The organism is Saccharothrix sp. NRRL B-16314, from assembly GCF_000716595.1.
Taxonomy (GTDB): Bacteria; Actinomycetota; Actinomycetes; order Mycobacteriales; family Pseudonocardiaceae; genus Actinosynnema.
The window spans coordinates 14,057-35,293 of sequence record NZ_JNXC01000036.1; the positions used below are offsets into that span (position 1 = coordinate 14,057).

21 protein-coding genes are annotated in these 21,237 nt (G+C 71.3%); 7 read left to right on the plus strand and 14 right to left on the minus strand.

Annotated features, from left to right (window positions below; all coding sequences use genetic code 11):
• Positions 1–5: 5 nt before the first annotated feature.
• Complete coding sequence (locus tag OQ02_RS33500; RefSeq protein WP_033442672.1) at positions 6–1,058, plus strand: DUF6461 domain-containing protein; 1,053 nt, start codon at positions 6–8, stop codon at positions 1,056–1,058.
• 27 nt (positions 1,059–1,085) lie between these two features.
• Here the strand turns inward: OQ02_RS33500 and OQ02_RS33505 are convergent, their stop codons facing one another.
• The gene (locus OQ02_RS33505; RefSeq protein ID WP_033442673.1) at positions 1,086–2,039 is read right to left on the minus strand and encodes a hypothetical protein; all 954 of its coding nucleotides are present in this window, start codon (positions 2,037–2,039) and stop codon (positions 1,086–1,088) included.
• Complete coding sequence (locus OQ02_RS42020; protein WP_063747205.1) at positions 1,993–2,262, minus strand: hypothetical protein; 270 nt, start codon at positions 2,260–2,262, stop codon at positions 1,993–1,995. Before OQ02_RS42020 ends, OQ02_RS33505 begins: the two co-directional genes overlap by 47 nt.
• Before the next feature lie 107 nt (positions 2,263–2,369).
• Between OQ02_RS42020 and OQ02_RS33515 the strand changes: the two genes are divergently transcribed.
• Both OQ02_RS33515 and OQ02_RS43005 read left to right on the plus strand, forming a co-directional pair.
• Entirely contained in the window at positions 2,370–3,200 is an 831-nt protein-coding gene (locus OQ02_RS33515; RefSeq protein WP_051773109.1) for a helix-turn-helix domain-containing protein, read from the plus strand.
• Positions 3,197–3,373, plus strand: a complete 177-nt coding sequence (locus tag OQ02_RS43005) for a DUF397 domain-containing protein (RefSeq protein WP_081916123.1) — start codon at positions 3,197–3,199, stop codon at positions 3,371–3,373. The genes OQ02_RS33515 and OQ02_RS43005 overlap by 4 nt, the downstream gene beginning before the upstream one ends.
• On the opposite strand, the gene OQ02_RS33520 is transcribed toward OQ02_RS43005, so the two are convergent.
• Positions 3,312–4,157, minus strand: coding sequence for a helix-turn-helix transcriptional regulator (locus OQ02_RS33520; RefSeq protein WP_033442674.1), 846 nt, complete (start codon positions 4,155–4,157; stop codon positions 3,312–3,314). The genes OQ02_RS43005 and OQ02_RS33520 overlap by 62 nt on opposite strands.
• 120 nt (positions 4,158–4,277) lie before the next feature.
• Between OQ02_RS33520 and OQ02_RS33525 the strand changes: the two genes are divergently transcribed.
• Positions 4,278–5,027, plus strand: a complete 750-nt coding sequence (locus OQ02_RS33525; RefSeq protein WP_033442675.1) for an SDR family oxidoreductase — start codon at positions 4,278–4,280, stop codon at positions 5,025–5,027.
• Between the two features lie 78 nt (positions 5,028–5,105).
• On the opposite strand, the gene OQ02_RS33530 is transcribed toward OQ02_RS33525, so the two are convergent.
• Together OQ02_RS33530 and OQ02_RS33535 are read right to left on the minus strand one after the other, a co-directional pair.
• Positions 5,106–5,933: a hypothetical protein gene (locus OQ02_RS33530; protein WP_033442676.1), complete on the minus strand. Its 828-nt coding sequence runs from the start codon at positions 5,931–5,933 to the stop codon at positions 5,106–5,108.
• Between the two features lie 78 nt (positions 5,934–6,011).
• Complete coding sequence (locus OQ02_RS33535) at positions 6,012–6,827, minus strand: TetR/AcrR family transcriptional regulator C-terminal domain-containing protein (protein ID WP_033442677.1); 816 nt, start codon at positions 6,825–6,827, stop codon at positions 6,012–6,014.
• Between the two features lie 66 nt (positions 6,828–6,893).
• Between OQ02_RS33535 and OQ02_RS33540 the strand changes: the two genes are divergently transcribed.
• Positions 6,894–8,606, plus strand: a complete 1,713-nt coding sequence (locus tag OQ02_RS33540) for a right-handed parallel beta-helix repeat-containing protein (protein ID WP_033442678.1) — start codon at positions 6,894–6,896, stop codon at positions 8,604–8,606.
• On the opposite strand, the gene lysX is transcribed toward OQ02_RS33540, so the two are convergent.
• Positions 8,590–11,853 (minus strand): bifunctional lysylphosphatidylglycerol synthetase/lysine--tRNA ligase LysX, encoded by a 3,264-nt coding sequence (lysX, locus tag OQ02_RS33545; RefSeq protein WP_033442679.1) that lies wholly within the window; start codon positions 11,851–11,853, stop codon positions 8,590–8,592. The two genes, OQ02_RS33540 and lysX, sit on opposite strands and share 17 nt — an antisense overlap.
• 291 nt (positions 11,854–12,144) lie before the next feature.
• Between lysX and panB the strand changes: the two genes are divergently transcribed.
• A complete protein-coding gene (panB, locus tag OQ02_RS33550) occupies positions 12,145–12,999 on the plus strand; it encodes a 3-methyl-2-oxobutanoate hydroxymethyltransferase (protein WP_033442680.1) in 855 nt (284 codons plus the stop codon).
• A gap of 73 nt (positions 13,000–13,072) precedes the next feature.
• Positions 13,073–14,014 (plus strand): prolyl aminopeptidase, encoded by a 942-nt coding sequence (gene pip / locus OQ02_RS33555; RefSeq protein ID WP_033442717.1) that lies wholly within the window; start codon positions 13,073–13,075, stop codon positions 14,012–14,014.
• 33 nt (positions 14,015–14,047) lie between these two features.
• Here pip and OQ02_RS33560 read toward each other — a convergent pair whose 3' ends face one another.
• The 8 genes from OQ02_RS33560 to OQ02_RS33595 are packed head-to-tail and all read right to left on the minus strand — an operon-like array spanning position 14,048 to position 21,212.
• Positions 14,048–14,803 carry a helical backbone metal receptor gene (locus OQ02_RS33560; protein WP_033442681.1) on the minus strand — a complete coding sequence of 252 codons (756 nt, stop codon included), beginning with the start codon at positions 14,801–14,803 and terminating at the stop codon, positions 14,048–14,050.
• Positions 14,803–15,471, minus strand: a complete 669-nt coding sequence (npdG, locus tag OQ02_RS33565) for an NADPH-dependent F420 reductase (RefSeq protein ID WP_033442682.1) — start codon at positions 15,469–15,471, stop codon at positions 14,803–14,805. The genes OQ02_RS33560 and npdG overlap by 1 nt, the downstream gene beginning before the upstream one ends.
• Positions 15,472–15,496: 25 nt before the next feature.
• Positions 15,497–16,903 (minus strand): RNB domain-containing ribonuclease, encoded by a 1,407-nt coding sequence (locus tag OQ02_RS33570; RefSeq protein ID WP_156077473.1) that lies wholly within the window; start codon positions 16,901–16,903, stop codon positions 15,497–15,499.
• Between the two features lie 21 nt (positions 16,904–16,924).
• Positions 16,925–17,113: a hypothetical protein gene (locus OQ02_RS33575; protein WP_033442683.1), complete on the minus strand. Its 189-nt coding sequence runs from the start codon at positions 17,111–17,113 to the stop codon at positions 16,925–16,927.
• A gap of 37 nt (positions 17,114–17,150) precedes the next feature.
• Positions 17,151–17,678 (minus strand): hypothetical protein, encoded by a 528-nt coding sequence (locus OQ02_RS33580; RefSeq protein ID WP_033442684.1) that lies wholly within the window; start codon positions 17,676–17,678, stop codon positions 17,151–17,153.
• A 12-nt stretch (positions 17,679–17,690) separates the two neighbouring features.
• Positions 17,691–18,692, minus strand: coding sequence for a C40 family peptidase (locus tag OQ02_RS33585; RefSeq protein ID WP_156077474.1), 1,002 nt, complete (start codon positions 18,690–18,692; stop codon positions 17,691–17,693).
• 1 nt (position 18,693) lies between these two features.
• Positions 18,694–19,305, minus strand: a complete 612-nt coding sequence (locus OQ02_RS33590; protein WP_033442685.1) for a hypothetical protein — start codon at positions 19,303–19,305, stop codon at positions 18,694–18,696.
• Positions 19,305–21,212 carry a hypothetical protein gene (locus OQ02_RS33595; RefSeq protein ID WP_033442686.1) on the minus strand — a complete coding sequence of 636 codons (1,908 nt, stop codon included), beginning with the start codon at positions 21,210–21,212 and terminating at the stop codon, positions 19,305–19,307. The genes OQ02_RS33590 and OQ02_RS33595 overlap by 1 nt, the downstream gene beginning before the upstream one ends.
• Positions 21,213–21,237 lie beyond the last annotated feature (25 nt).

Here is a 21,237-nt window from a genome sequence, read left to right on the forward strand (position 1 = left end):
CGATCATGCTTCCGGAGCCGACCGTCAGGGCCGATGCCGTGGACCACTACGCCGCGCTGTTGGCGGACAACGGGTGGCCGGACGAGATGATGTGCCTGACGGTGGTGCGGGGGCTGTCCGTCGAAGAGGCGCTGGTCCGCTTCGACGGCGTGGCCACAGGCCGTGAGGCGACGCTCGTCGACGCCGGTCGGGCCGCGATGTCGGCTTTCCCCGAGGACCTGCGGCTGGTGGTCGCCGACGTCCTCGACGGGTGGGTGGTGCTGGCCGAGCACAACGGTTACCACGGGTCCATGCCCGAGGTCTTGTCCCGGTTGTCCGCCGGCACGGTGGCCGCGAGCGCCTACTGGAACGTCAACATGGTCTCGCAGATCACTCTCGCCCACGACGGTGCGGTGGTCGACGACTTCGACCCCGTGACCGACGAGCCGCCCGCCGAGGGTGCGTTGGAGCCGTTCGTCCGGGGCTTGGACTTCGAGGAGCTGACGTGCGAGTCGGCGCTGGCCGTCCTCGAACGAGTGAGCGGCGTGCGAGTGCCGATCGAGTGGGCGAGCCGGCCGCACCCCGCCTCGGTGATCGGCGGATTCCCGTGGCTCGACCTGTCGGACCCGGTGAAGTGGGTGGAGGTCGGCGCGCCGGGGCTGCACGCCGCCCTGTCCACGGCCGGTGGCGCCCAACTGCGTTCGGCGGCCACCCTGGCTGTCACCTCGGCCTGTGAGACGGCGGGTGTCGACGATCCCGTCGTGCTCGACAGCCTCGCCCGGGACGTCGACTCCCTGTCGGCGGCCGAACGCACCGATCTCCGCGAGCGCCTGGCGAACCGCGCCCAGGAGGCGTATCGGCAGGCCTTGACCCTGCGCTGGGACCGCTGCCGCACGTCAGCCTCCTCCGACCTGCCGACAGAGCACGGCCTCGTCTCCCGCGCACATGCCATGGCGGCGGCTCACGGCCGGCTGGTGGACGACGCGCGCGTCGGCCTGAGCCTGGCGGTCGCCAACGCCTGCCAGATCGACAAGACGACCTGGCCCGACCTCCGCGACCGCCTTGCCCAGGCCCTCTGACCACCCGCGGTTCGGTCAGAGGTCCGATCAGAGATCCCAGCGGGCGCGCAGGACGCCGTCGTCATCGGGCAGCACGGCGGCGAGCAGTGGGTGGCGGTCGCGCGCGTACCCGGAGATCGCCAACGCCGCGCGAGCGTCGGCCAGGAGCGCGGGCAGCTCCGGGTAGTGCTCGTCCTCGGCGTGGCAGCTGGTGATCCGCCCGTCCCGGTGCTCCCAGACGATCTCCGAGCAGTCCTCCGGCAGTTCGCGCAGGACGGCGGCCACGTCGTCGTCGAGGTCGGGCCACACCCACAGCCTCGACCGAGGGGTGAGCCGGGCTCGGATCGCGTCGACGTCGGAGGCGGCGACGCGATGCCAGCGGCAGGCGTTGAGGACGTAGCCCTCTTCCAAGGTCACCACGCCGCGATGGGTGGCGAGGTCGGTCAGCTCGGTCCAGAAGGCGTCGTCGGCCGGCCGCTGCGGAGGAGGGCGTTCGAGGCTCCGATAGTAGTGGTCGGGATCCATCGATTCCGGGAACAGCCCGAGTGACCGGGTGCGGGAGATCGCGTTCTCGCAGGGCTCCGCGCTGCCGATGACCATGTACTGGTCGAAGCTGACGTGGACGAAGAACCTCTCGTCCACCTCCAGGTCGCACGAGGCGCCGTTGTCACGCAGCATCGCCCGCAGGAGTTCGAGCCCGGTGGCCAGGTCGACCTCCGCGCCGTCGTGGAAGCCGGTCAGGTCCGGCGGGAAGAGCCCGGCCAACCCCCAGCCCTCGATCGGCGCCTCCACGCCGAAGGTGACGACGCCCGGGAGCAGGGGGTCGCGGATGGCCAGGCGGGTCACCCCGGTGTCCTCGGCGAAGGCGGCCATGGCGGAGAGGTAGGCCGCTTCCACGACTCCGTGATCACTCGTGACGTCCTCGGGCCCGTGGTAGCGGCCGTGTTCGTCGCGATCAGCCGGGTCGTACTTGGTGACTTGGAAGACGTGTGGCAGGGGCACGGGGCACATCATCGACCCACATCAGCTCCGAACCGCGGAAGAGGTGCAGGCAGCTGTCCGGGCCTTGCAGGTTCATGCGCAGGGTGCCGTCCTCGGAGACGACCTGGGCGCTGTCCTCGAACGCCAGGCCCCACGCCGCCACCTGGAACTCGGGGTCGCGCTCCACCACGGCGAACAGGCGCGGAGCCTCCTCCACCACCCATTCACGCTCTTCATCGGTCATGGCCAAACGCTAAAGCTGAACACTCAGGTTGAGTAGTCGCCTGATCAGGTGACGAGATCGTGGGCGGGGCTCGGGCAGACTGTCGGCGATCTACGTCGAGGAGACCCATGACCACCAGCGGTCAGAGCCCGACCGACTACCGCACGCGGCTCGCCGAACGGCTCAAGGAGCTGATGCGGCGCAGCGGCAAGGACCGCGCGGACATCATGCGGACGCTGGGCTGTTCGGTGTCGAAGGTCGGCACGATCCTGCGCGGCGACACCTCGGTGCCGCCGCTGGAGTTGGCGGCCCTGCTCGACCTCTTCGACGTGCAGGACGAGGAGCGGGCGGACCTCCTGCACCTGGGCGAGGAGGCACGTCGGCGGCGGCCCAAGACGCCGTGGGGTTCGGCCATCCCCGACCGGCTGCGGAAGTTCTTCAACACCGAGGAGACCGCGCGGCGCATCGAGTTGTACCGGCCGGATCTGTTGCACGGCTTGGTGCAGACCGAGGCCTATGCACGGGCGGTGATCGAGACGAACTCGGCGCTGCGGCCCGCCGACGTCGAACGCCTGGTGCAGGCGAGGATGGCCCGGCAGGCTCGCATCACCGGGCAGAACCCGCCGGACTACACGCTGGTGATCCGGCAGTCGGTGTTGCGGGCTCCGGTCGGGTCGGAGGAAACCAGGGTCGAGCAGATCGCGCACTTGAGGAAGCTGGCGGAGCTGCCCCACGTCACCATCCGGATCATCCCGGACAGTGTCGGACTGACGAGCGCGCTGTACTTCCCTTTCATGATCCTCACCCCGCCGGAGGACCGCGCCAAGACCGTGTACGTCGAGACGTTGACCGACGGGCTGCTGGTGGACGAGGAGAGCCGGATCTCCCACTACGAAGCCGTTTTCCAGGAGCTGTTGGCGGTTTCGAGCACGGATTTGCTTGCTAGCGTTGAGCCATGACCTGGAGGAAGAGCAGCTACAGCGGGAACAGTGGTGGTGATTGTGTCGAGTTGCGGGCGGGATTGGGCGCCGTGCGCGACTCGAAGAACGTCGACGGGCCGGTGCTGGAAGTCAGGCCTGCTGCTCTGAGGGCGTTCCTGAAGGCTCTGCGGACCAGCTGGCCAGCAGCTTGAGGCGTTCCTCGGTCGGCGAGCCGACCCGGGCCGTGTACATGGCCAGGACCACGTCCGGGTCGCCGGTGGGTTGCAGGGTCTCGTAGTCGAGGTCCAGGTCGCCCACCACCTGGTGGTGGATGAGCTTGGTGCCGTGCGTCTTCTCCATCACCCGGTGCTGCGCCCACAGCTTGCGGAACGTCTCGTCCTTGACCGACAGCTCCCCCACCAGCGCGGCGAGCCTGGCGTCGTCGGGGTAGCGGCCCGCGTCCAGCCTGAGGAACGCCACCATGTCCTCGGCGACGGTGGGCCAGTCGCGGTAGAAGGTGCGGGCTTCCGGGCGCAGGAACGTGTGCCTGGCGGCGTTGCGGTCCTCCGGCGCCTGTCCGGTGAAGCCGTAGAGGGCGTCGGCCAGCGGGTTCCACGCGAGGATGTCCGCCCGGCGGCCCATCACGAACGCCGGCACGTCGTCGGCCATGGCGAGCAGCCGCCGCAGGCCGGGGCGGACGTGCTGGGGCGCGGGGCGTTTCGACGGGACCGGGCGGACGAGGTTGCGCAGGTGGGCGCGTTCGGTCTCGTCCAGGCGGAGCACGCGGGCGACGGCGTCCAGGACCGAGTCGGAGATCGCGGGAGCCCGCCCTTGCTCCAGTCGCATGTAGTAGTCCACGCTCACGCCCGCCAGCATCGCCAGCTCCTCGCGGCGCAGGCCTGGGACGCGGCGGCGGCCACCACCGGGCAGGCCCACGTCGTCCGGGCGCACGCGAGCCCGGCGGCTGCGGAGGAATTCGCCGACGTCGTGGTTCACCTGTCCAGTATGGGTGCCTCGGACCGCCCTAGCCTGGGTACTGCCAGACCTAGGGAACGGCTCTCCACAGGTGGCGCAGGGCCTCTGGTACCGGCGGCGACCGGCCCCAGTGTTGTTGCCATGACCTACGACCTGAACAACCGCACTGCCGTCGTCACCGGTGCCGCGAGTGGCATCGGCGCCGAGATCGCGCTCGTCCTCGCCCGGTCCGGGGCGAAGGTCGCGCTGCTGGCCCGCCGCGCGGACCGGCTCACCGAACTGGCCGGGAAGATCGCTGCCGAGGGTGGGCAGGCGCTCGCGGTCGCCGCCGACGTGACGGGTGACCTCACCGAGGCCGTGGAGGCGATCCACACCGCTTTCGGGCGGGTCGACCTGGTGGTGAACAACGCCGGCGTGATGCTGGCCAACCCGATCACCGAGGGCCGCGACGACGAGTGGCACCGGATGATCGACACCAACGTCAAGGGCCTGCTCAACGTGACCAGGGCGTTCACCGGAGACCTGGTCGCAGCCGGCGCGGAGGGCACGGCGGACCTGGTGAACATCTCGTCCGTCGGCGCGCACATCACCTTCCCCAACTACGGCGTCTACACCGCGACGAAGGCCGCCGTCACGCACCTGTCGGCGAACCTGCGCACCGAGTTCGGCCCGCTGGGCGTGCGGGTGACCAACGTCGAACCCGGCCTGGTCAACAGCGAGCTGGCCGACCACATGGACAACCCGGAGGTGGACGCGCACCTGGAGGCGTGGCGGGAGCAGGTGCCGCCGCTGAACCCGGCCGACATCGGCGACGTGGTCGGGTACGCCACCAGCCGACCGAAGCAGGTGAACCTGCGGCAGCTCATCGTGCTGCCGACCGTCCAGGTCTGACGACTGGACAAGCGCCGCCCATCGACCCCTCCGTCGGGGCCGATGGGCGGTTCCAGTCGTCGCCCGGCGTCCGCGCCATCACTCTTCGTGCCACACGACGTCCCTGATGATCATCCGCCCCAGGTTGGGGTCCGCGTAGCACTCGACGGTTCCACCGGCGAGCCTCGGTTCCGCGATGGGCCGCTCGGAGAACTTGGCCTTCGCGCTGTCGCCCGGCTGAAGCTCGGCCATGGCCTTGCCGTCCATGCCGCCCACGATGACGCCGTCGGCATCCCGCACCACCGCTGTCGCTTTCGGCTTCAGCGGGACGTCGTAGGTGTTGGTCACCTCGACCGTGACCGACTCGGCCCTGCTGTTCCGCTCGCCGGCGACCGGGTCACCCGTCTTCAACTCGGTGTAGGAGCCAGGCGGCTTCCGGTACCGCTTGCCATCCGGGGTGTCCAGCGCCTGGATCATGGTGATCTTGACGTTCATGCCGGCGATGGCCGGGCGGTCGCCACCGGGGGCCGGGCCGGCGAACAGGTCGGTGCGTCCGGCGCCCATCTGCCGACCGGGCAGCACGACGCTGAACTCGCTGCCTCCGGTTTTCAGGTCCGGGATGGGGTCGCCCGCCGCGTCGGTGAACTCCACCTTGACCCGGACGGTGAGGGCCACCTCGTCGGTGACGTTCTCGATGACGTACCCGTAGCTCACGTAGTCGCTCTCGACACCGGGCTTGACGAGGCGGTAGGTGAGGAAGCCCTGGTCCACGACCTTGATCACCTCATCGGCGCTGGTGATCGCCTTCGGCTTGCCGGCGTCGCCTGTGCCGCCCCCGGCTGACGACCCACCCCCGTCACCGCACGCGGTCGTCACGGCCAGTGCGGCGACAGCGACCGCGACGATCTTCCTGGTTCGATGCCCCATGGAGCCGGAACCTATTGCCGATGACGAGGCGAGCGTGTCAGGCGTTCGCTCTACACGCCCCCGTGGACCTGACCACGGTCAGTTCGCCTTGCGTTTGCGGTAGGCGCGCTGTTGGCACCCGCGCGAGCAGTACGCGCGGGGCCTCCCGGACGTCGGTTGCTCGACCGGTTCGCCACACATCCGACAGGTTTCATCACGCTTTACATCACGCTCGCGGATGAGTATTTCGATACCGTCGAGCAGCCGGGCCAGGCCGAACTCGAACGGCGACACGGACTGGTCGAAGCCACCGGCCTCCCACAGCCCGGTCAGCACCGGGTAGCGGTCGAACCGGGCGTAGAGCGTGTCGCGGGCACCCCACCACTCGTCGTCGCTCATGCCGGTGCTCTGCTCCGCGCGTACCGCCTCGACCAGCGCCAGCGCCTCGGCGTCCACGAACCGGGCGACCAGGCCGACCGCCGCGACCACCTCGGCCGGGGTGAGGCCGGTGTCCACGAGGATGCCGAGCGCGTGCTCGTAGTGGGCGAGCGCGTGGGGACCGGGCACGTGCCGACCTCGCACCTCAGCCAGCCACTGATGCCGTTTCCGCTGATCCAAGGCCTGCCGGGCGAAGTCCGCCAGCCTGGACCGCCAGTCGCCGCCGGACGCCTCGACCGGCTGCCCCAGCACGGCGTCGCGCATGAGGTCCACCAGGTGCGCGCGGCCCGGCACGTGGCGGTAGAGCGCCATGGAGGTGAAGCCGAGCCGTTCGGCGACCTTGCGCATGGACAGGCCGGCCAACCCCTCGGCGTCGGCCACCTCGACCGCGGCGGCGACGATCCGGTCCAGGCTCAACGCCGGCCGGTCGTCCCACAGCAGCTCGACCCCGCGGTCGGGATCGTCGGCTTTCCCCATCACGCACCTCCGCGCCCATGGTATACATCAACACTGTTTACGCCATAAACAAGGGAAGGTGTGCTCATGATCGAGTTCCACGTCTCCCCGACCGGGCACGATGCCACGTCGGGCACCGCCGACCGGCCGTTCGCCACCCTGGAACGTGCGCGGCGGGCGGCCCGCGAGGCGACCGGTGATGTGGTCGTGCACCTCAGAACGGGCACGCACGTGCTCACCGAGCCGTTCGAGCTGACCGAGGACGACTCCGGCGGCGACGGCCACCGGATCGTCTACCAGGCGTTCGGCTACGGCACCGACGCGCGGGAGGAGGTCGTGATCAGCGGCGGACGGGAGGTCACCGGCCACCGCACGGCGGAAGGGGTGTGGCTGGCCGAGGTCGGCGACCTGGTCACCCGCCACCTCGCGGTGAACGGCCGGCGGGCCGAGCGCGCCGGTGTCGACGGGCTGCCCGGCGACGTGCGCCGGACGCCGACCGGTTACGTCACGGACCACCCGTTGGACTGGCGGAACGCGGCGGGCGTCGAGTTCGTGCACCGGGGCGTCTACCCGTGGACGGAGGCACGCCTGGCCGTCGCCGAGGTCACCCGCGAGGGCGACGAGACCGTGATCACCATGGCGCGGCCCGCGTTCGACCGGGCCCTGGACCTGTACAACGCCGAGTGGTACGGCCAGGTGACCGCCGGTCCACCGGCGCCGACCCGCGTCGAGAACGACCCGGCGCTCCTCACCGAGCCCGGCACGTTCGCCCTGGACCGGTCGCGGCCGGGCGGGCACGTCCTGCACTACCTCCCGCGCCAGGACGAGGACCCGCACGTGGTCGTGCCCGCGCTGGAAGTGCTGGTGCACGCCACCGGCACGCGGAACGTGACGTTCCGGGGCCTGACGTTCGCCGACACGACGTGGCTGCGGCCGGGCAGCGACGACGGCTTCCCGCACTACCACGGCAACGGCTACTACGACGGCGGCCCGATCGAGAAGATCGAGATGGGCGAGGGCGCGTGGCTGACCGCGCCGAGCGGGCAGGAGCAGGTCCCGGCCTGCGTGCGGCTCGACGGCACCACCGGGATGAGGTTCGAGGGCTGCCGCTTCACCCGCCTGGGCGCCACCGGCCTCGGCGCGACCGGCGGCGCGGACCTCGTGGTGCGCGGTTGCGACTTCGACACGCTGGCCGCCTCCGCCGTCGCGGTCACCGGCAGCCGGGCCGTGCTGATCGAGGACAACCTCATCGCGCACGTCGGCCTCGACCACTCCGGCTCACCCGGCGTCACCGTCCTGGGCACCGAGGACTGCACGATCACGCACAACCACGTCCACGACGTGCCGCACAACGGCATCGTCGCCGGTCCGGGCCGGAGCACCCGGATCACGCACAACCTGGTGATCGGCGCCATGGGCGTGCTGGCCGACGGCGGCGGGATCTACCTGTCCGGCCCGCAGGGCGACGCCGACAACCGCTCGGTGATCAGCGGGAACGTCATCGAGGACGTCCGCACGCCGTACAACTTCGGCCTCTACACCGATTACGGGGCGAGCTGGGTCACGGTCGAGGAGAACGTGGTCGCCCGCGCGGACAACACGTCCGTCCTGCACGTCAGCCCGCCGTTGGAGCACGTCGTCTACCGGGGCAACTTCTGGGACGCCGACCCGGTCGGCGGCGACGCCGTGCCGGCGGGCGTCACGTACGAGGGGAACACCACGATCGTCGACGCCGCCGCGCTCGACGCCGCCACGGCGGACATCCGGGCCCGCGCCGGCCTCCTCACGGAACGGGTCTGACGAACGGGAACAGCACGGTCTGCCGGATCGACGTGCCGGTGAGCATCATCAGCACCCGGTCCACGCCCATCCCCAGTCCTCCGGTGGGCGGCATGCCGTGCTCCAGGGCTTCGAGGAAGTCCTCGTCCAGCTCCATCGCCTCGACGTCGCCGCTGGCCGCCTTCAGCGACTGCGCCTCCAGCCGGCGGCGCTGCTCCAGCGGGTCGGTCAGCTCCGAGTAGGCCGTGCCGATCTCCGCGCCGAACGCCACCAGGTCCCAGCGCTCGGCCAGGCGGGGATCGGCGCGGTGCGGCCTGGCGAGGGGTGACACCGAGGTCGGGAAATCGGTGTAGAAGGTGGGTTCGGCGGTGTTCGGCTCCACCAGCTCGTCGTACGCCTCCCGCACCAGCGTGCCGTGGTCGGCGTCGTCGCCCGGTTCGACGCCGTGGTCGGCCAGGAGACCGCGCAGCTCGGGCAACGGCGTGTCGGACGTGATCGTGCGGCCGAGGGCGTGGGAGACCGCGGTGTGCACCGGGACGATCGGCCACTCCCCCGAGATGTCGACTTCGAGCCCGTCGCGGACGGCGACCTGGCGGCCGTGCGCGGCGACGGCGGCGTGCTGCACCAGCTCACGCATGAGGTGCAGCATCGTCGTGTAGTCGGCGTACGACTGGTAGGCCTCCAACATGGTGAACTCGGGGTTGTGGGTGGCGTCCGCGCCCTCGTTGCGGAAGTTCCGGTTCAGCTCGAACACCCGGTCCACGCCCGCCACGCACAGCCGCTTGAGGTACAGCTCGGGCGCGATGCGCAGGTACATGCGCATGTCGTAGGCGTTGATGTGGGTGACGAACGGGCGGGCGTTCGCGCCGCCGTGCACGGCTTGCAGCATCGGCGTCTCGACTTCGAGGTACCCGCGGTCGTGCAGGAAGTCGCGGATGCCGCGCACGACGTCGCTGCGCAGCCGCAGCATCCGCGCCGAGTCCTCGTTCACCACCAGGTCCAGGTAGCGGCGGCGGACGCGGGTCTCCGGGCCGGTCAGGCCCTTGCGCTTGTCCGGCAGCGGGTGCAGGCACTTCGCCGTCACGGTCCACGAGTCGGCCAGCACGGACAGCTCGCCCCGCCGCGAGTAGACCACCTCGCCGCGCACGCCGACGTGGTCGCCGAGGTCGACGCCCGCCTTCCACGCGTCGAGGTCGGCGAGGCGTCCGGCGTCCAGCATGAGCTGGAGCTCACCGGTGAAGTCCCGAATCCGGGCGAAGCACAGACCGCCCAGCTCGCGCAGCGCCACGACCCGGCCGGTCACCGCGACGACTTCGCCGAACCGCCAACGTGCCTCGGCCAGCGACTGCTCGCGCGGGTAGCCCACCGGGTACGGGTCGATGCCGTCGGCACGCAGCCGGTCGAGCTTGGCGATGCGGACCCGGACCTGCTCCGGGCGGCGTTCCGGCCGGGCCTCGACCTTGGTCGCGTCGATCTCGGCGACCGCCGCGGCGAAGCCCGTGTCCGCGGCGCCGCCGCGCAGGGCATGGGCCGAACCGCGTTCGACCAGGGACCTCAGGCTCGGCACGAACCCCTCGGCGACGCCCGCCGCGACGCTCACCTGCGGTAGCTGCCGGGCGCGGGCGAAGCACAGGTAGCGGGGCAGCCAGTCGGGCCCGTACTTGGCGTTGGACCGGTAGAGCGATTCGAGCTGGAAGAACCTGGACGCCAGGCTCAGCACGCGTCGCCACGCCCGCAGCACCGGTCCCGCGCCGATCCGGCCGCCTTCCTCGAACACCGCGCGGAACATGGCGAAGTTCAACGAGACCCGCTGCACGCCCAGGCGCGCGGCGGCCCCGACGAGTTCGGTGACCAGGTACTCGTTCAGACCGTTCTCGGCGGCACGGTCGCGGCGCATCACGTCCAGCGACAGCCCGCGCCTGCCCCACGGCACGAACGACAGCAGCCCGCGCAGCTCACCGCTCGCGTCGTAGGCCTCGACCATCACGCACCGGCCGTCGGTCGGGTCGCCCAGCCTGCCCAACGCCATGGAGAACCCGCGTTCGGTGGCCGCGCCGCGCCAACGTTCGGCCAGGTCGAGGATGGATGCCAGCTCGTCGGACGGGATCTCGGCGTGCCGCCGCACGCGGGACGTGTAGCCGGCGCGTTCCACCCGGCTCACGGCCTGGCGCACCGCCCGCCGCTCGGGGCCGGTCAGGGTGAACTCGCGCACGTCGAGCACGGCCTCGTCGCCGATCTCCAACGCCTTGAGGCCCGCCGCCGCGTAGACGTGCGCGCCGCGTTCGCTCGCGCCGAGGACGCCGGGCAGCCAGCCGTACCGCCCGGCCTCGTCCAGCCACGCCCGGACCGCCTGCGGCCAGGCCTCCTCGTCCCCGATCGGGTCGCCGCCGGCCAGCGTGGTGCCCGCGAGCACCCGGTAGGTGAGCGCGGCGCGGCCGTTCGGGGCGAACACCACGCTCCTGTCGCGGCGGGTGGCGAAGTAGCCCAGCGAGTCCTGCTCGCCGTGCGCGGCCAGTAGCCGCCGCACGGCCAGCTCCTCGGTGTCGTCGAGCCGGCGGCTGGACCGCACGCCGCGGAAGAACACGTACAGCGCGGCGATCGCCACGAGAAGCCCGCCGAAGGCGAGCAGCGCGCCCAGCTCCGGCGGTCCCTCACCGCCGCGGCGTTGCGGCAGGACGTCGCCGATGACCTGGTTCGCCACCCAGACCAACCGGTGCCAGGTGCCGTACAGGTAGCCCGGGAACACCGCGGTCAGCGCCCAGCCGGCCAGGCACAACGCCACGAGCCCACCGAGCAGGACGAGGAGCGCCTGCCGCCACGCGCCGGGAGCCAGCTCGGCCGGGAACGCGGGCTTGATCTTCAGCAGCAGGATCAGGAGCGCGACGCTGACGACGGTGAAACCACCGAGGTCGATGGTCGCCTGGAGCCGGTTCGACGGCTCGTCGGGGCCGAGGAAGCGCGACGGGTCGATCAGGTAGAGGGTCAGCAACAGCACGTACGAGGCCGCGTTGACCGCTTGGAACAGCACCAACACCCACAGCGCCGCCCTCTTGCGGCGGCGCAGGGCGGCGCCGAGCACGACCAGCACCACGACGATGAACGGGTTGGCCCCGACCGGCAGGCCCAGCAGGTACGCGACGGTCAGCACGCCCCTGGCGAGATCGGACCTCTCGTCCACCAGGAACAGCAGGATCGACGCCAGGGCCGCGAGCTGCACGACCGTGGCGACGACGCCCGCCGTCCGCCCCATCCACCCGGTCACAGCCATCCGGCCACCGCCACGACGCGTTCCAAGAAATCCGGTTGTCCGCCATGATCGCCTCCCTCGCCGATCGCGACCACGTGAACGCGTCCGGATCCCCCCGACGGGCCGGTGGTCGTGCTCGGCTCGGCGGGGTTTTCCGGATCGGTGCAGTCGGATTCGGCCCCGAACGCGGGCCGTGTGAAGCACCTCGCACTCCGCGCAATTCCTCCCGCGACGGTGTCACGCTGGTCCGGTAACCGTGCAACAAGGCCCGGGGACCCGCGACGACGCAGGCCCCGAGGGAGGACGGTCGACATGACCTCGAACGAGGTAACCGCGCCCTACGGGAACGGGGCTTCCGGCGCCCCGACCGGCAAGAAGGTGCGCATCCACCACCTGCGGGAGATGAAGGAACGCGGCGAGCCGTGGCCCATGCTCACCGCCTACGACATGTACACCGCCGAGCTGTTCGACGAGGCGGGCATCCCGGTGCTGCTGGTGGGCGACTCGGCGTCCAACAACGTCTACGGCTACGACACGTCGCTGCCGGTGACGGTGGACGAGCTGATCCCGCTGGTCCGGGGCGTGACCCGGTCGGTGAAGCGCTCGCTGGTCGTGGCCGACCTGCCGTTCGGCTCCTACCAGGTGTCGGTGGAGCAGGCCGTGGCGACCGCCGTGCGGTTCATGAAGGAAGGCCGCGCGCACGCGGTGAAGCTCGAAGGCGGGAAGCACTTCGCACCGCACATCGAGGCCATCGTGCACGCGGGCATCCCGGTCATGGCGCACATCGGGTTCACCCCGCAGAGCGAGCACCAGCTCGGCGGCTACCGGGTGCAGGGCCGCAGTGACGCGTTCGACGCCGTGGTGGACGACGCGCACGCCGTCGAGGCCGCGGGCGCGTTCGCCGTGGTGCTGGAGATGGTGACCGGCGAGGTCGCCAAGCAGATCACGCACGACCTCCGCATCCCGACGGTCGGCATCGGCGCGGGACCGGACACGGACGCGCAGGTGCTCGTCTGGCAGGACATGATGGGCCTGCGCCGGGGTCGCGCGCCGCGGTTCGTGAAGCGGTACGCCGACGTGGCGGGCGTGATGAAGTCGGCGGCGGAACAGTTCGCGGCCGAGGTCAAGGGCCACCAGTTCCCCGGCCCGGAGCACACCTTCCACTGATGCCCCACCTGTGGTCGTCGCGCGGGCCTCGCGGGTCCGCGCGGCGACTCGGCGGTACGGCAGAGTGGTGTTCATGTACCCCGAGATCGAGCCCTACGACCAGGGCCTGCTCGACGTCGGCGACGGCAACCGCGTCTACTGGGAAGTGTGCGGCAACCCGTACGGCAAGCCCGTCGTCTTCCTGCACGGCGGTCCCGGTGGCGGCTGCAAACCCGTGCACCGCAGGCTGTTCGACCCGGCCGTGTACCGGATCGTGCTGGTGGACCAGCGTGGTTGCGGTCGGTCGGTCCCGCACGCCTCCGACCCGTCCGTCGACCTGACGGCGAACACCACCTGGCACCTCGTGGCGGACCTGGAGAAGGTGCGCGAGCACCTGGGCGTCGACCGGTGGCAGGTGTTCGGCGGGTCCTGGGGGTCGACGCTGGCGCTGGCGTACGCCGAGACGCACTCCGAGCGGGTCACCGAGCTGGTGCTGCGCGGCGTGTTCCTGTTGCGGCGCAAGGAACTCGACTGGTTCTACCGCGGCGGGGCGGGGATGCTGTTCCCGGAGCTGTGGGAACGGGTGACGGCACTGGTGCCGGAAGGCGCCGACGTGGTCGAGGCCTACGGCCGGCTGCTGGACGACCCCGATCCGGTGGTGCGCGAGGCGGCGGCGGTGGCGTGGAGCGTGTGGGAGGCGTCGACGGTGACGCTGGTGGAGCGGCCGGAGCTGGTGGCGGAGTTCGCGCAGCCCCGGTTCGCGCTGGCGTTCGCGCGGATCGAGAACCACTACTTCCGGCACGCGGGGTGGCTGGAGGAAGGGCAGTTGCTGCGTGACGCGGGCAAGCTCGCCGGCATCCCGGGTGTGATCGTGCAGGGCCGGTACGACATGGCGACACCGACCACGTCGGCGTGGGAGCTGCACCGGGCGTGGCCGGACTCGGAGCTGGTGGTGGTGCCGGACGCCGGGCACGCGTTCGACGAGCCGGGCACCCTGCGGGCTTTGCTGGCCGCGACCGACCGGTTCAGGGCCTGAACCCCAGGGCCTGAACGCTCAGGGCCTGAACGCTCAGGGCCGGAGCGCGGTCTCCAGGGCGGTGCGCGCCTCGACCAGCGACGGGCCGTACCAGGTGAGGTAGCGGCCGGAGACGTGCACCGGGCGCAGGCCGGGGAAGTACTGGGGTCCGTCGTCCGGGGTGAACAGGTAGGGCTCGTCGGGCAGCACGGCGAGGTCGGCGTCCTGGAGTTCGTCGAGGCGGGGACGCGGGTAGCGCTCGGGGTGGTCCGCGAAGGCGTTGACCACTCCGAGGCGCAGCAGGACGTCGCCGGCGAACGTGTCGCGGCCCAGGATCACCCACGGCTTGCGCCACACCGGGATCACCGCACGCGTCCACGGCGGGGTCACCTCGCGCCACAGCTCTTCCGCTTCGACCAGCCAGCCCGGCTCCACGTCCCACGCCGTGCCGAGCAGGCGGCGCAGCGAGCCGAGGGCGGCGGGGACGGTGGCGGGCGCGGCCGTGACCCACACCGGGATGCCGTCGGCCCGGAGGCGTTCGACGTCCTCGTGACGGTTCTCCTCGCTGTTCGCCAGCACGAGGTCCGGCCGGAGAGCGAGCACCCGGTCCACGTCCGGGTACTTCGAGCCGCCGACCCTCGTCACGTCGAGGTCCGGCGGGTGCGTGCAGTAGTCCGTCGCGCCGATCAGCACGGCCGGGTCGACCGCGTCGGTGACCAGCGCTTCGGTGAGCGACGGCACCAGGCTGACCACGCGCCGCGGCGGGCCGGGCAGCACGACCGGCTCGCCGAGGTCGTCGACGGGGAGCATCAGATGTCGGTGATCTTCAGGCCGGCGTGCGCCTTGTACCGGCGGTTGATGGCGATGAGGTTCGCGGTGAACGCCTCGACCTGGTGGGCGTTGCGCAGCCGGCCGCCGTAGACGCCGCGGAAGCCCGGGATCGCCTCGGCCAGCGCGCGGACCAGGTCGGTGGCCTCGCGGTCGTCGCCGAGGACCAGCACGTCGTTGTCGACCCGCTCGATGGCCAGGTCGGCCAGGTTGACCGCGGACACGTGGTGGAACGCGGCCGTGACGCGGGAGTCCGGCAGGAGCGCGGCGGCCTGCTGGGCGGCGCTGCCCTCCGGCACGGGCAGGGCGAACGGGCCCTGCTTGTCGAAGCCGAGCGGGTTCACGCAGTCGATGACGATCTTGCCCTGGAGGGGTTCGCGCAGCGAGGCCACGGTGTCGGCGTGCCCGTCCCACGGCACCGCGATCAGCACGACGTCCGCCTGCGCCGCGCACCCCTCGTTGTCCGCGCCGCTGACGTGGCCGACGCCGGCCTGCTCGCGCACCTCTTCGGCGGCGGCCTCGGCGCGTTCGGCGTTGCGCGACCCGATGACGACCTTCAGTCCCGCCTTGGCCCACCGCAGCGCCAGGCCCTTGCCCTGCGCACCCGTACCACCCAGGACCCCGACGGTGAGCTCACGAATATCAGTCACCGGGCCATCACATCACACGCGCACATCACACGCGTTCGAAGACGACCTTCCGGCGCTCGGGGTCGGCTTCGACCAGCCGCACCGCGATGCGTTCGCCTTCCGGCAGGTTCTCGCCCGTGCAGCGGCCCATCACCGGCGGGTTGGCGACGAAGACGTCCGCGTCGTTCGTGTCCGCCCGCAGCACCACCGCCTCGAACCGCTGGCCCACCCGGTCGGCGAGGACCCACGCCTCCACCTGGTCCAGGCACGCCCGGTCCACCTTGCTCGCGAGGGTGTCCGAGCTGCCCATCAGGCCCGGCAGCAGGGGCAACGCCTTGACCAGCCACTCCGGGACCTCCTCGCCGGCGGTGACGGCCAGGCACACCTCGGTGGCGAAGCGGTCGACCAGGCGGCGCAGCGGAGCGGTCACGTGCGCGTACGGCGCGGCCAGGCCGGCGTGCGTGGAGACGGTGGGCACCGCGCCGTTGAACGCCGTGTACCCGGCGCCGCGCAGCAGCCGGGTCGCGTCCACGAACAGCGCCAGCGCCTCCGGTCGGCTCGGGTCGAGGCTCGCCAGCAGCCTGGACGGGGTCGTGCCGTCCGGCCACTCCACCCCCAGCGCGTGCGCGGACCGGCGCAACGCGTCCACCGCGCCGTCGTCCGCGTCGGGCAGGGTGCGGAGCACGCCCACCTTCGCCGACAGCATGATCTTCGCCGCCGCCATGCCGGTGAGCAGCGAGACCTCGGCGTTCCAGGAGTCGACGTCCGCGCGGGGGCGGACCGCGAGCTTCCAGTCACCGTCGCCGTTCGGCACGATCTCCTGCTCGGGCAGCTGCAACTCGACCGCACCGCGTTCGGCCGCGCGCTCCCGGCGCAACCGGCCGAAGTCCGGCAGTGCCTCGATCGACGGGTGCGGGTTCCCGGCCTCGAACGACGCCTGGACTCCCTCGTAGTCGAACTGCGCGGTGGAGCGCACCATCGCGCGGCGCACCCGCACGTCGACCGGCTCGCCGTCCGGGCCGCACTCGAACGTCCACAGCACCGACGGCCGCGTCTGACCGGGCAGCAGGCTCGCCGCGCCCTCGGACAGCACCGGCGGGTGCAGCGGCACGTTGCCGTCCGGCAGGTAGAGGGTCTGGCCGCGCTTGCGCACCTCGGCGTCCAGCGCGCCGCCGGGCACCACGAACGCGCCGAGGTCGGCGATCGCGTAGTGCACCCGGAAACCGGAGCCGACGCGTTCCACCAGCAGCGCCTGGTCCAGGTCCTTCGCGCCGGGCGGGTCGATCGTCACGAACGGCAGCGCGGTGGCGTCCTCGCGCTCGGCCGGGCCGATGTCGCGGGACACGGCGGTCTGTGCCTCGGCGAGCGCCGCCGCCGGGAACTCCCGGGGCAGGCCGAACTCGGTCCGGACGCCGGCGAAGTCCAGGTCCGCTCGGCCGGTGCGGATCAGCATGTCCTGCACCCTAGGCCGGCCTCAGCGCTTGCCCCACTCCTTATCCGATTTGTCCTCGGCTTTGGTCCGCTCCCGTGCCAGGTCCAGCGCGCGCTGCGCGGTGGCCTCGTCCGGGTAGGGGCCCATCCGGTCCCCGCCCCGGCAGCCCACACCGTGCTCGACCGTCTGGTGGGTCAGGCAGTAGTACCAAGCGTTCGGATCAGAAGCCATGCCTCCAGGTTTCCATGCACCGGAGCGCATGTCATGTTCACCACCGGGGTGTCGGAGGCGCCTGGACCGGGAGAGGACCCGACTGGGGGTACGTCGGCTGCGGCACCACCGGCGGCTGCGGGAAGCCGCGGGGCGGGGTGTTCTGGTTGGCGTTGGCGAAGTCGCCCGGGATCGGGTCGAGCACCGACACCAGCACGTTCTGGTGCTCGGGATCGGTGATCAGGGCTCCGCTGCGGTCCCGGTACACCAGCTCGCCGTCCACGTCGAGCTCCGCGATCGCGCCGACCTCGGCCAGCTGCTCCTCGTCCAGGTCGACCAGCCGTTCCACCCGGGACGGCACCACCCGGTACACCGGCCAGTCGAGGTGCGCGTAGGCGCGGTGGAAGTCGGACAGCAGGTGCGCCATCTGCTGCTGCCACGGCAGCGGCATCGCCTCGACCAGCGACCGCGGCAGCACCGCGTACGACTGGTCGGTGCCGGGCGGCCTGGTGTTCAGGTAGTCCCGCGCCGGGGTGCTCGACGCGGGTGGCCCGGACGGGCGCTGGATGGGTTCGGGGTTGAACACCGTCGTGCCTCCCTACACGCCCGGCCGGACGGCCAGCGGCATCAACTCGTGATAGTTCCAGTTGATCTTGCTGATCTTCACCACGTCACCCGTCTGCGGCGCGTGGATGTACTCGTCGTTGCCCAGGTACATGGCGACGTGGTGGACGGTGACCGGGTTCGCCGGGTTGGTCGCCCAGAAGATCAGGTCACCGGCCTTGGCCTCGCGCACCGGCAGGTACGCGCCGCCGGCCATGTACTGGTCGTTCGCCACGCGGGGGATCTTCACGCCGGCCTTGGCGAAGGCCTTGACCAGGATGCCGGAGCAGTCCCAGCGGTCCGGGCCGTTGCCGCCCCACAGGTACTCCTCGCCCAACTGCTCCTTGGTGAACTCGATCGCGGTACCCGCCGCGTTCGACGCCAGCAGGTAGCCGCCCGCGCCCTCGCCGCAGCCGGCCGGGTCGCTCACGTCGCCTTCCTTGCCGATCAGGAAGGCGGCCATGGCCTCCCAGCGGTGGTACCGGTCCGGGAACGCGGACCTCTCCACGTCCTGCGCCGAGTCACCGGGACGCTGCTCCTCCCAGTTCGGGAGCTTGAGCAGCACGTCGTAGAACTTGCGGATCGCGTAGTCGGGGTTCGTGACCTCCGCGGGCGTGCCCCAGCCCATCGACGGCCGCATCTGGAAGATGCCCAGCGAGTCGCGGTCGCCGTAGTCGAGGCTGCGCAGCCCCGATTCGGTCATGCCCGCCTGGATGGCGATCTGCCACGCCAGCGGGGGCAGCCCGCGCTGACGGCCGATGGAGATGATGTTGGCGACGGTGGTCAGCTGCTCCTTGGTGAGCCGTTCCGCGTCGCCGCGGCCCTTCTCCTCACCGCCGGCCGTCCACGGGCCGATCGAGGCGTTGCAGCTCGCCATCCGGATGTTGGCGGCTTCCTCCGACGGCGTGTTCTCGTTGATCACGGTGGAGACACCGTTGGTCACGGCCACGGCGATCACAGCCACCACCGCGACGACCACGAGCCCGATCTTCAGCATGTCACCCCACCTTGTCGAACTCGTGCACGCGCCAACCCTCGGGGAGCTTCACCACGGTCACGACGAGCTTGCCGTCCTCCAGCCGCGCTTCGAACTCCGCCGAATCGGTGAACGACTTGACCGCCTTGACCGGCTGGTCGATCACGACGGGCACGTTCGCCGGCTCGATCGACTCCAATCGGGGGAACAGCTCCTCCGACGTGTGAGGTTTGAGGTCGGCCAGCCACTTGTCCTTGGTCGTCTTGCCCGGTTCGAAGGAGCCGAACGCGTCCACCCACATGTCGGCGACCAGCTGGGCGTTCGCGTTCACCGGAGCCGAACTGGGTGCCGCGGTGGGGCTCGGCGCCTTGGTCGGCAGCGGCGTGGACGTGGTGGAGGGCAGCACGCCGACCTGGTTGCCGCCGCCGGCGACCGACCGCGTGGTCGACGTGGTGGCGCCGCCCTGGCCACCGGCGGACCGCTGGTTGACCGCGTTCGGGATGACGACGCTGATCGTGGTGACCAGCACGGTCACGCCGACGATCGTCGCCACCAGGTGCTTCGGCGAGCGCAGCGGCCAGCCCCACAGGCGTCGGTACACGGCCGCCCGGCCGCGATTGGTCCGGATCGGCATCAGCTGTCCCTGACTTCGAGCCCGCGTGACGGCCGGTAGATCACGTGGACCTGGCGGCCCGCCACGACCTCCGTCTCGGCGCGGCGCGGGGCAGGCAGGACGTGCGCGTCCGCGACCCGGTTGAACCCGTTGGTGCGCGACGGCACCAGCACCGCGTCGTCCGCCCGGTCGTAGCTCCGGTCGGCGACGGGCGGCGCGTCGACCACCCGCGACCGCCCCGACGGCAACGCCGCCCGCGGACCGCCCTGCGCACCGACGGGCAGCGCCGCGGCGCCGTTCCGGCCGACACCCATGCCCAACTCCCCCACGCTGTTCCCGGCCCGGTCCAGCCGCTGCGCGGTCGCCGCCACCGGGTTGGTCGCCTCCGGCCGCACCCGCCGCCGATCCCGCTGCGGCACCTCCGGACCGTCCGGGTCCGTGTCGCGCACGGTGTCCCAGAACTCCTCCTGCGGCGACGGCCCTTCCTGCTTCTTGCGCAGCCTCGACAAGATCCCGCCCCGCATCGGCAACGCGTTGCTCGCCGACCCGATCGACATCTCGACCATCTGCCACATCCGGCGCAGCGGTTTGCCGACCATGAAGCAGACGAGCGTCAGCATCAGCCCGAGCAGGGTCCTCGTCAGCAAGGACAACCCGGTCGCGTTGAAGATCGCCTGGAGCAGCAGTGCGTGCGTGCCGGCCAGGACCGCGAGCACCAGCACGTTGAACACCGTCACGGCCGCCGCGCGGGCGACCTTGCGCAGCAGGTCGTGGTGGATCAACGCGACCAGGCCGATGAGCGGGCCCGCCAGCGTGAGCACCCGCAGCAGCAACTGCGCCAGCAGCACGGCGGCCTTCGCGAACAGCTGGAACAACGAGAACGCGACGGCTTGCAGCAGGGACAGGAACCCGGCGCCGGTCCGGCCGCCGTCCTCACCGCTGAAGTAGCCCTTCGTCGGGCCGAGCTGCGCGTAGATGTTCTTGTACTCGGCCTTCTTCGCGTCGAGCGCGGCCTGGTCGCCGTCCTTGTGCTCGCCGAGCTCCTGCACCGTCCACGCCTGCGCGGCCAGCAGCTTCGGGCCGAACTCGGCCGCCTGCGGCGCCTCGGGCGCGCCGAACTCGCCGCGCAGCCAGCTCTGGTAGACGACGGAGTCGTGCAGCCGCGACGGCAGCACGTCGAGGTTGTCCTGGCTCTCGTCCACGTTGATGAAACCGGCCTGGATCTCGGACGTCTTGCTGACCAGCGTGTTGTCGAGCAGGTCGTAGAACTGGGGCAGCGCCAGGGTGGACGTCGCCAGCCACATCGCGGCCAGCGCCCACAGCCCCCGCTTGCTGATCGACGCCAGGTCGCCCTGCCAGATCTGGCGGAACATCAACACCGCCAGGATCAGCGCCACCAGGCCGAACCAGCGCAGGTAGACGTTGTCGTAGACCTTCTGGACGCCTTCCTTCACCGCCTCGTCCAGCGGCTGGAGCAGACCCTGGCCGACGACCGTGTAGTGCAGGGCGTTCGTCGCGCCGACGATGTTCTTGCCGACGTTGAACAGCTCGTTGCCCATCCAGGTGTCCAGCACCGGGGTGGCGTTGGGCACCAGGCACTTCTCCTGGTAGGTGTGCCAGACCATGCCCGCGTACCCGTAGGTCAGGTACGGCGTGCCCGGCATGCCGTTGCCGATCGGCGGGTCGATCGCACCGACCATGCCCGAGCCGGGCCGTTCCGGGTTCGGCGCGTCACCGCACGGCGCGGCCTGCGCGGGCGCGGCCCCGATGACGGCCTGGAGGCCGACGATCGCCACCACCACGGCCATCGCGCGCCACCGGGCACGGCCCGGTCTGCCTTGCGCCACCGCCTGTTCCTGCGCGCGTCTGAAACGCCGCCGCGCGTAGAGCGCGACGGCGACCAGCGCCACCAGGAAAAGGGTGCTCATCGACCCACCTCGCCGGGGTTCGGCG

Excerpts from the sequence above, each read along its gene's own strand:
- OQ02_RS33500 (WP_033442672.1), top strand. The coding sequence starts at position 6 with ATGCTTCCGGAGCCGACCGTCAGGGCCGATGCCGTGGACCACTACGCC.
- OQ02_RS42020 (WP_063747205.1), bottom strand. The coding sequence starts at position 2,262 with ATGACCGATGAAGAGCGTGAATGGGTGGTGGAGGAGGCTCCGCGCCTG.
- OQ02_RS33515 (WP_051773109.1), top strand. The coding sequence starts at position 2,370 with ATGACCACCAGCGGTCAGAGCCCGACCGACTACCGCACGCGGCTCGCC.
- OQ02_RS43005 (WP_081916123.1), top strand. The coding sequence starts at position 3,197 with ATGACCTGGAGGAAGAGCAGCTACAGCGGGAACAGTGGTGGTGATTGT.
- OQ02_RS33525 (WP_033442675.1), top strand. The coding sequence starts at position 4,278 with ATGACCTACGACCTGAACAACCGCACTGCCGTCGTCACCGGTGCCGCG.
- OQ02_RS33530 (WP_033442676.1), bottom strand. The coding sequence starts at position 5,933 with ATGGGGCATCGAACCAGGAAGATCGTCGCGGTCGCTGTCGCCGCACTG.
- OQ02_RS33535 (WP_033442677.1), bottom strand. The coding sequence starts at position 6,827 with ATGGGGAAAGCCGACGATCCCGACCGCGGGGTCGAGCTGCTGTGGGAC.
- OQ02_RS33540 (WP_033442678.1), top strand. The coding sequence starts at position 6,894 with ATGATCGAGTTCCACGTCTCCCCGACCGGGCACGATGCCACGTCGGGC.
- lysX (WP_033442679.1), bottom strand. The coding sequence starts at position 11,853 with ATGGCTGTGACCGGGTGGATGGGGCGGACGGCGGGCGTCGTCGCCACG.
- panB (WP_033442680.1), top strand. The coding sequence starts at position 12,145 with ATGACCTCGAACGAGGTAACCGCGCCCTACGGGAACGGGGCTTCCGGC.
- pip (WP_033442717.1), top strand. The coding sequence starts at position 13,073 with ATGTACCCCGAGATCGAGCCCTACGACCAGGGCCTGCTCGACGTCGGC.
- OQ02_RS33560 (WP_033442681.1), bottom strand. The coding sequence starts at position 14,803 with ATGCTCCCCGTCGACGACCTCGGCGAGCCGGTCGTGCTGCCCGGCCCG.
- OQ02_RS33570 (WP_156077473.1), bottom strand. The coding sequence starts at position 16,903 with ATGCTGATCCGCACCGGCCGAGCGGACCTGGACTTCGCCGGCGTCCGG.
- OQ02_RS33575 (WP_033442683.1), bottom strand. The coding sequence starts at position 17,113 with ATGGCTTCTGATCCGAACGCTTGGTACTACTGCCTGACCCACCAGACG.
- OQ02_RS33585 (WP_156077474.1), bottom strand. The coding sequence starts at position 18,692 with ATGCTGAAGATCGGGCTCGTGGTCGTCGCGGTGGTGGCTGTGATCGCC.
- OQ02_RS33590 (WP_033442685.1), bottom strand. The coding sequence starts at position 19,305 with ATGCCGATCCGGACCAATCGCGGCCGGGCGGCCGTGTACCGACGCCTG.
- OQ02_RS33595 (WP_033442686.1), bottom strand. The coding sequence starts at position 21,212 with ATGAGCACCCTTTTCCTGGTGGCGCTGGTCGCCGTCGCGCTCTACGCG.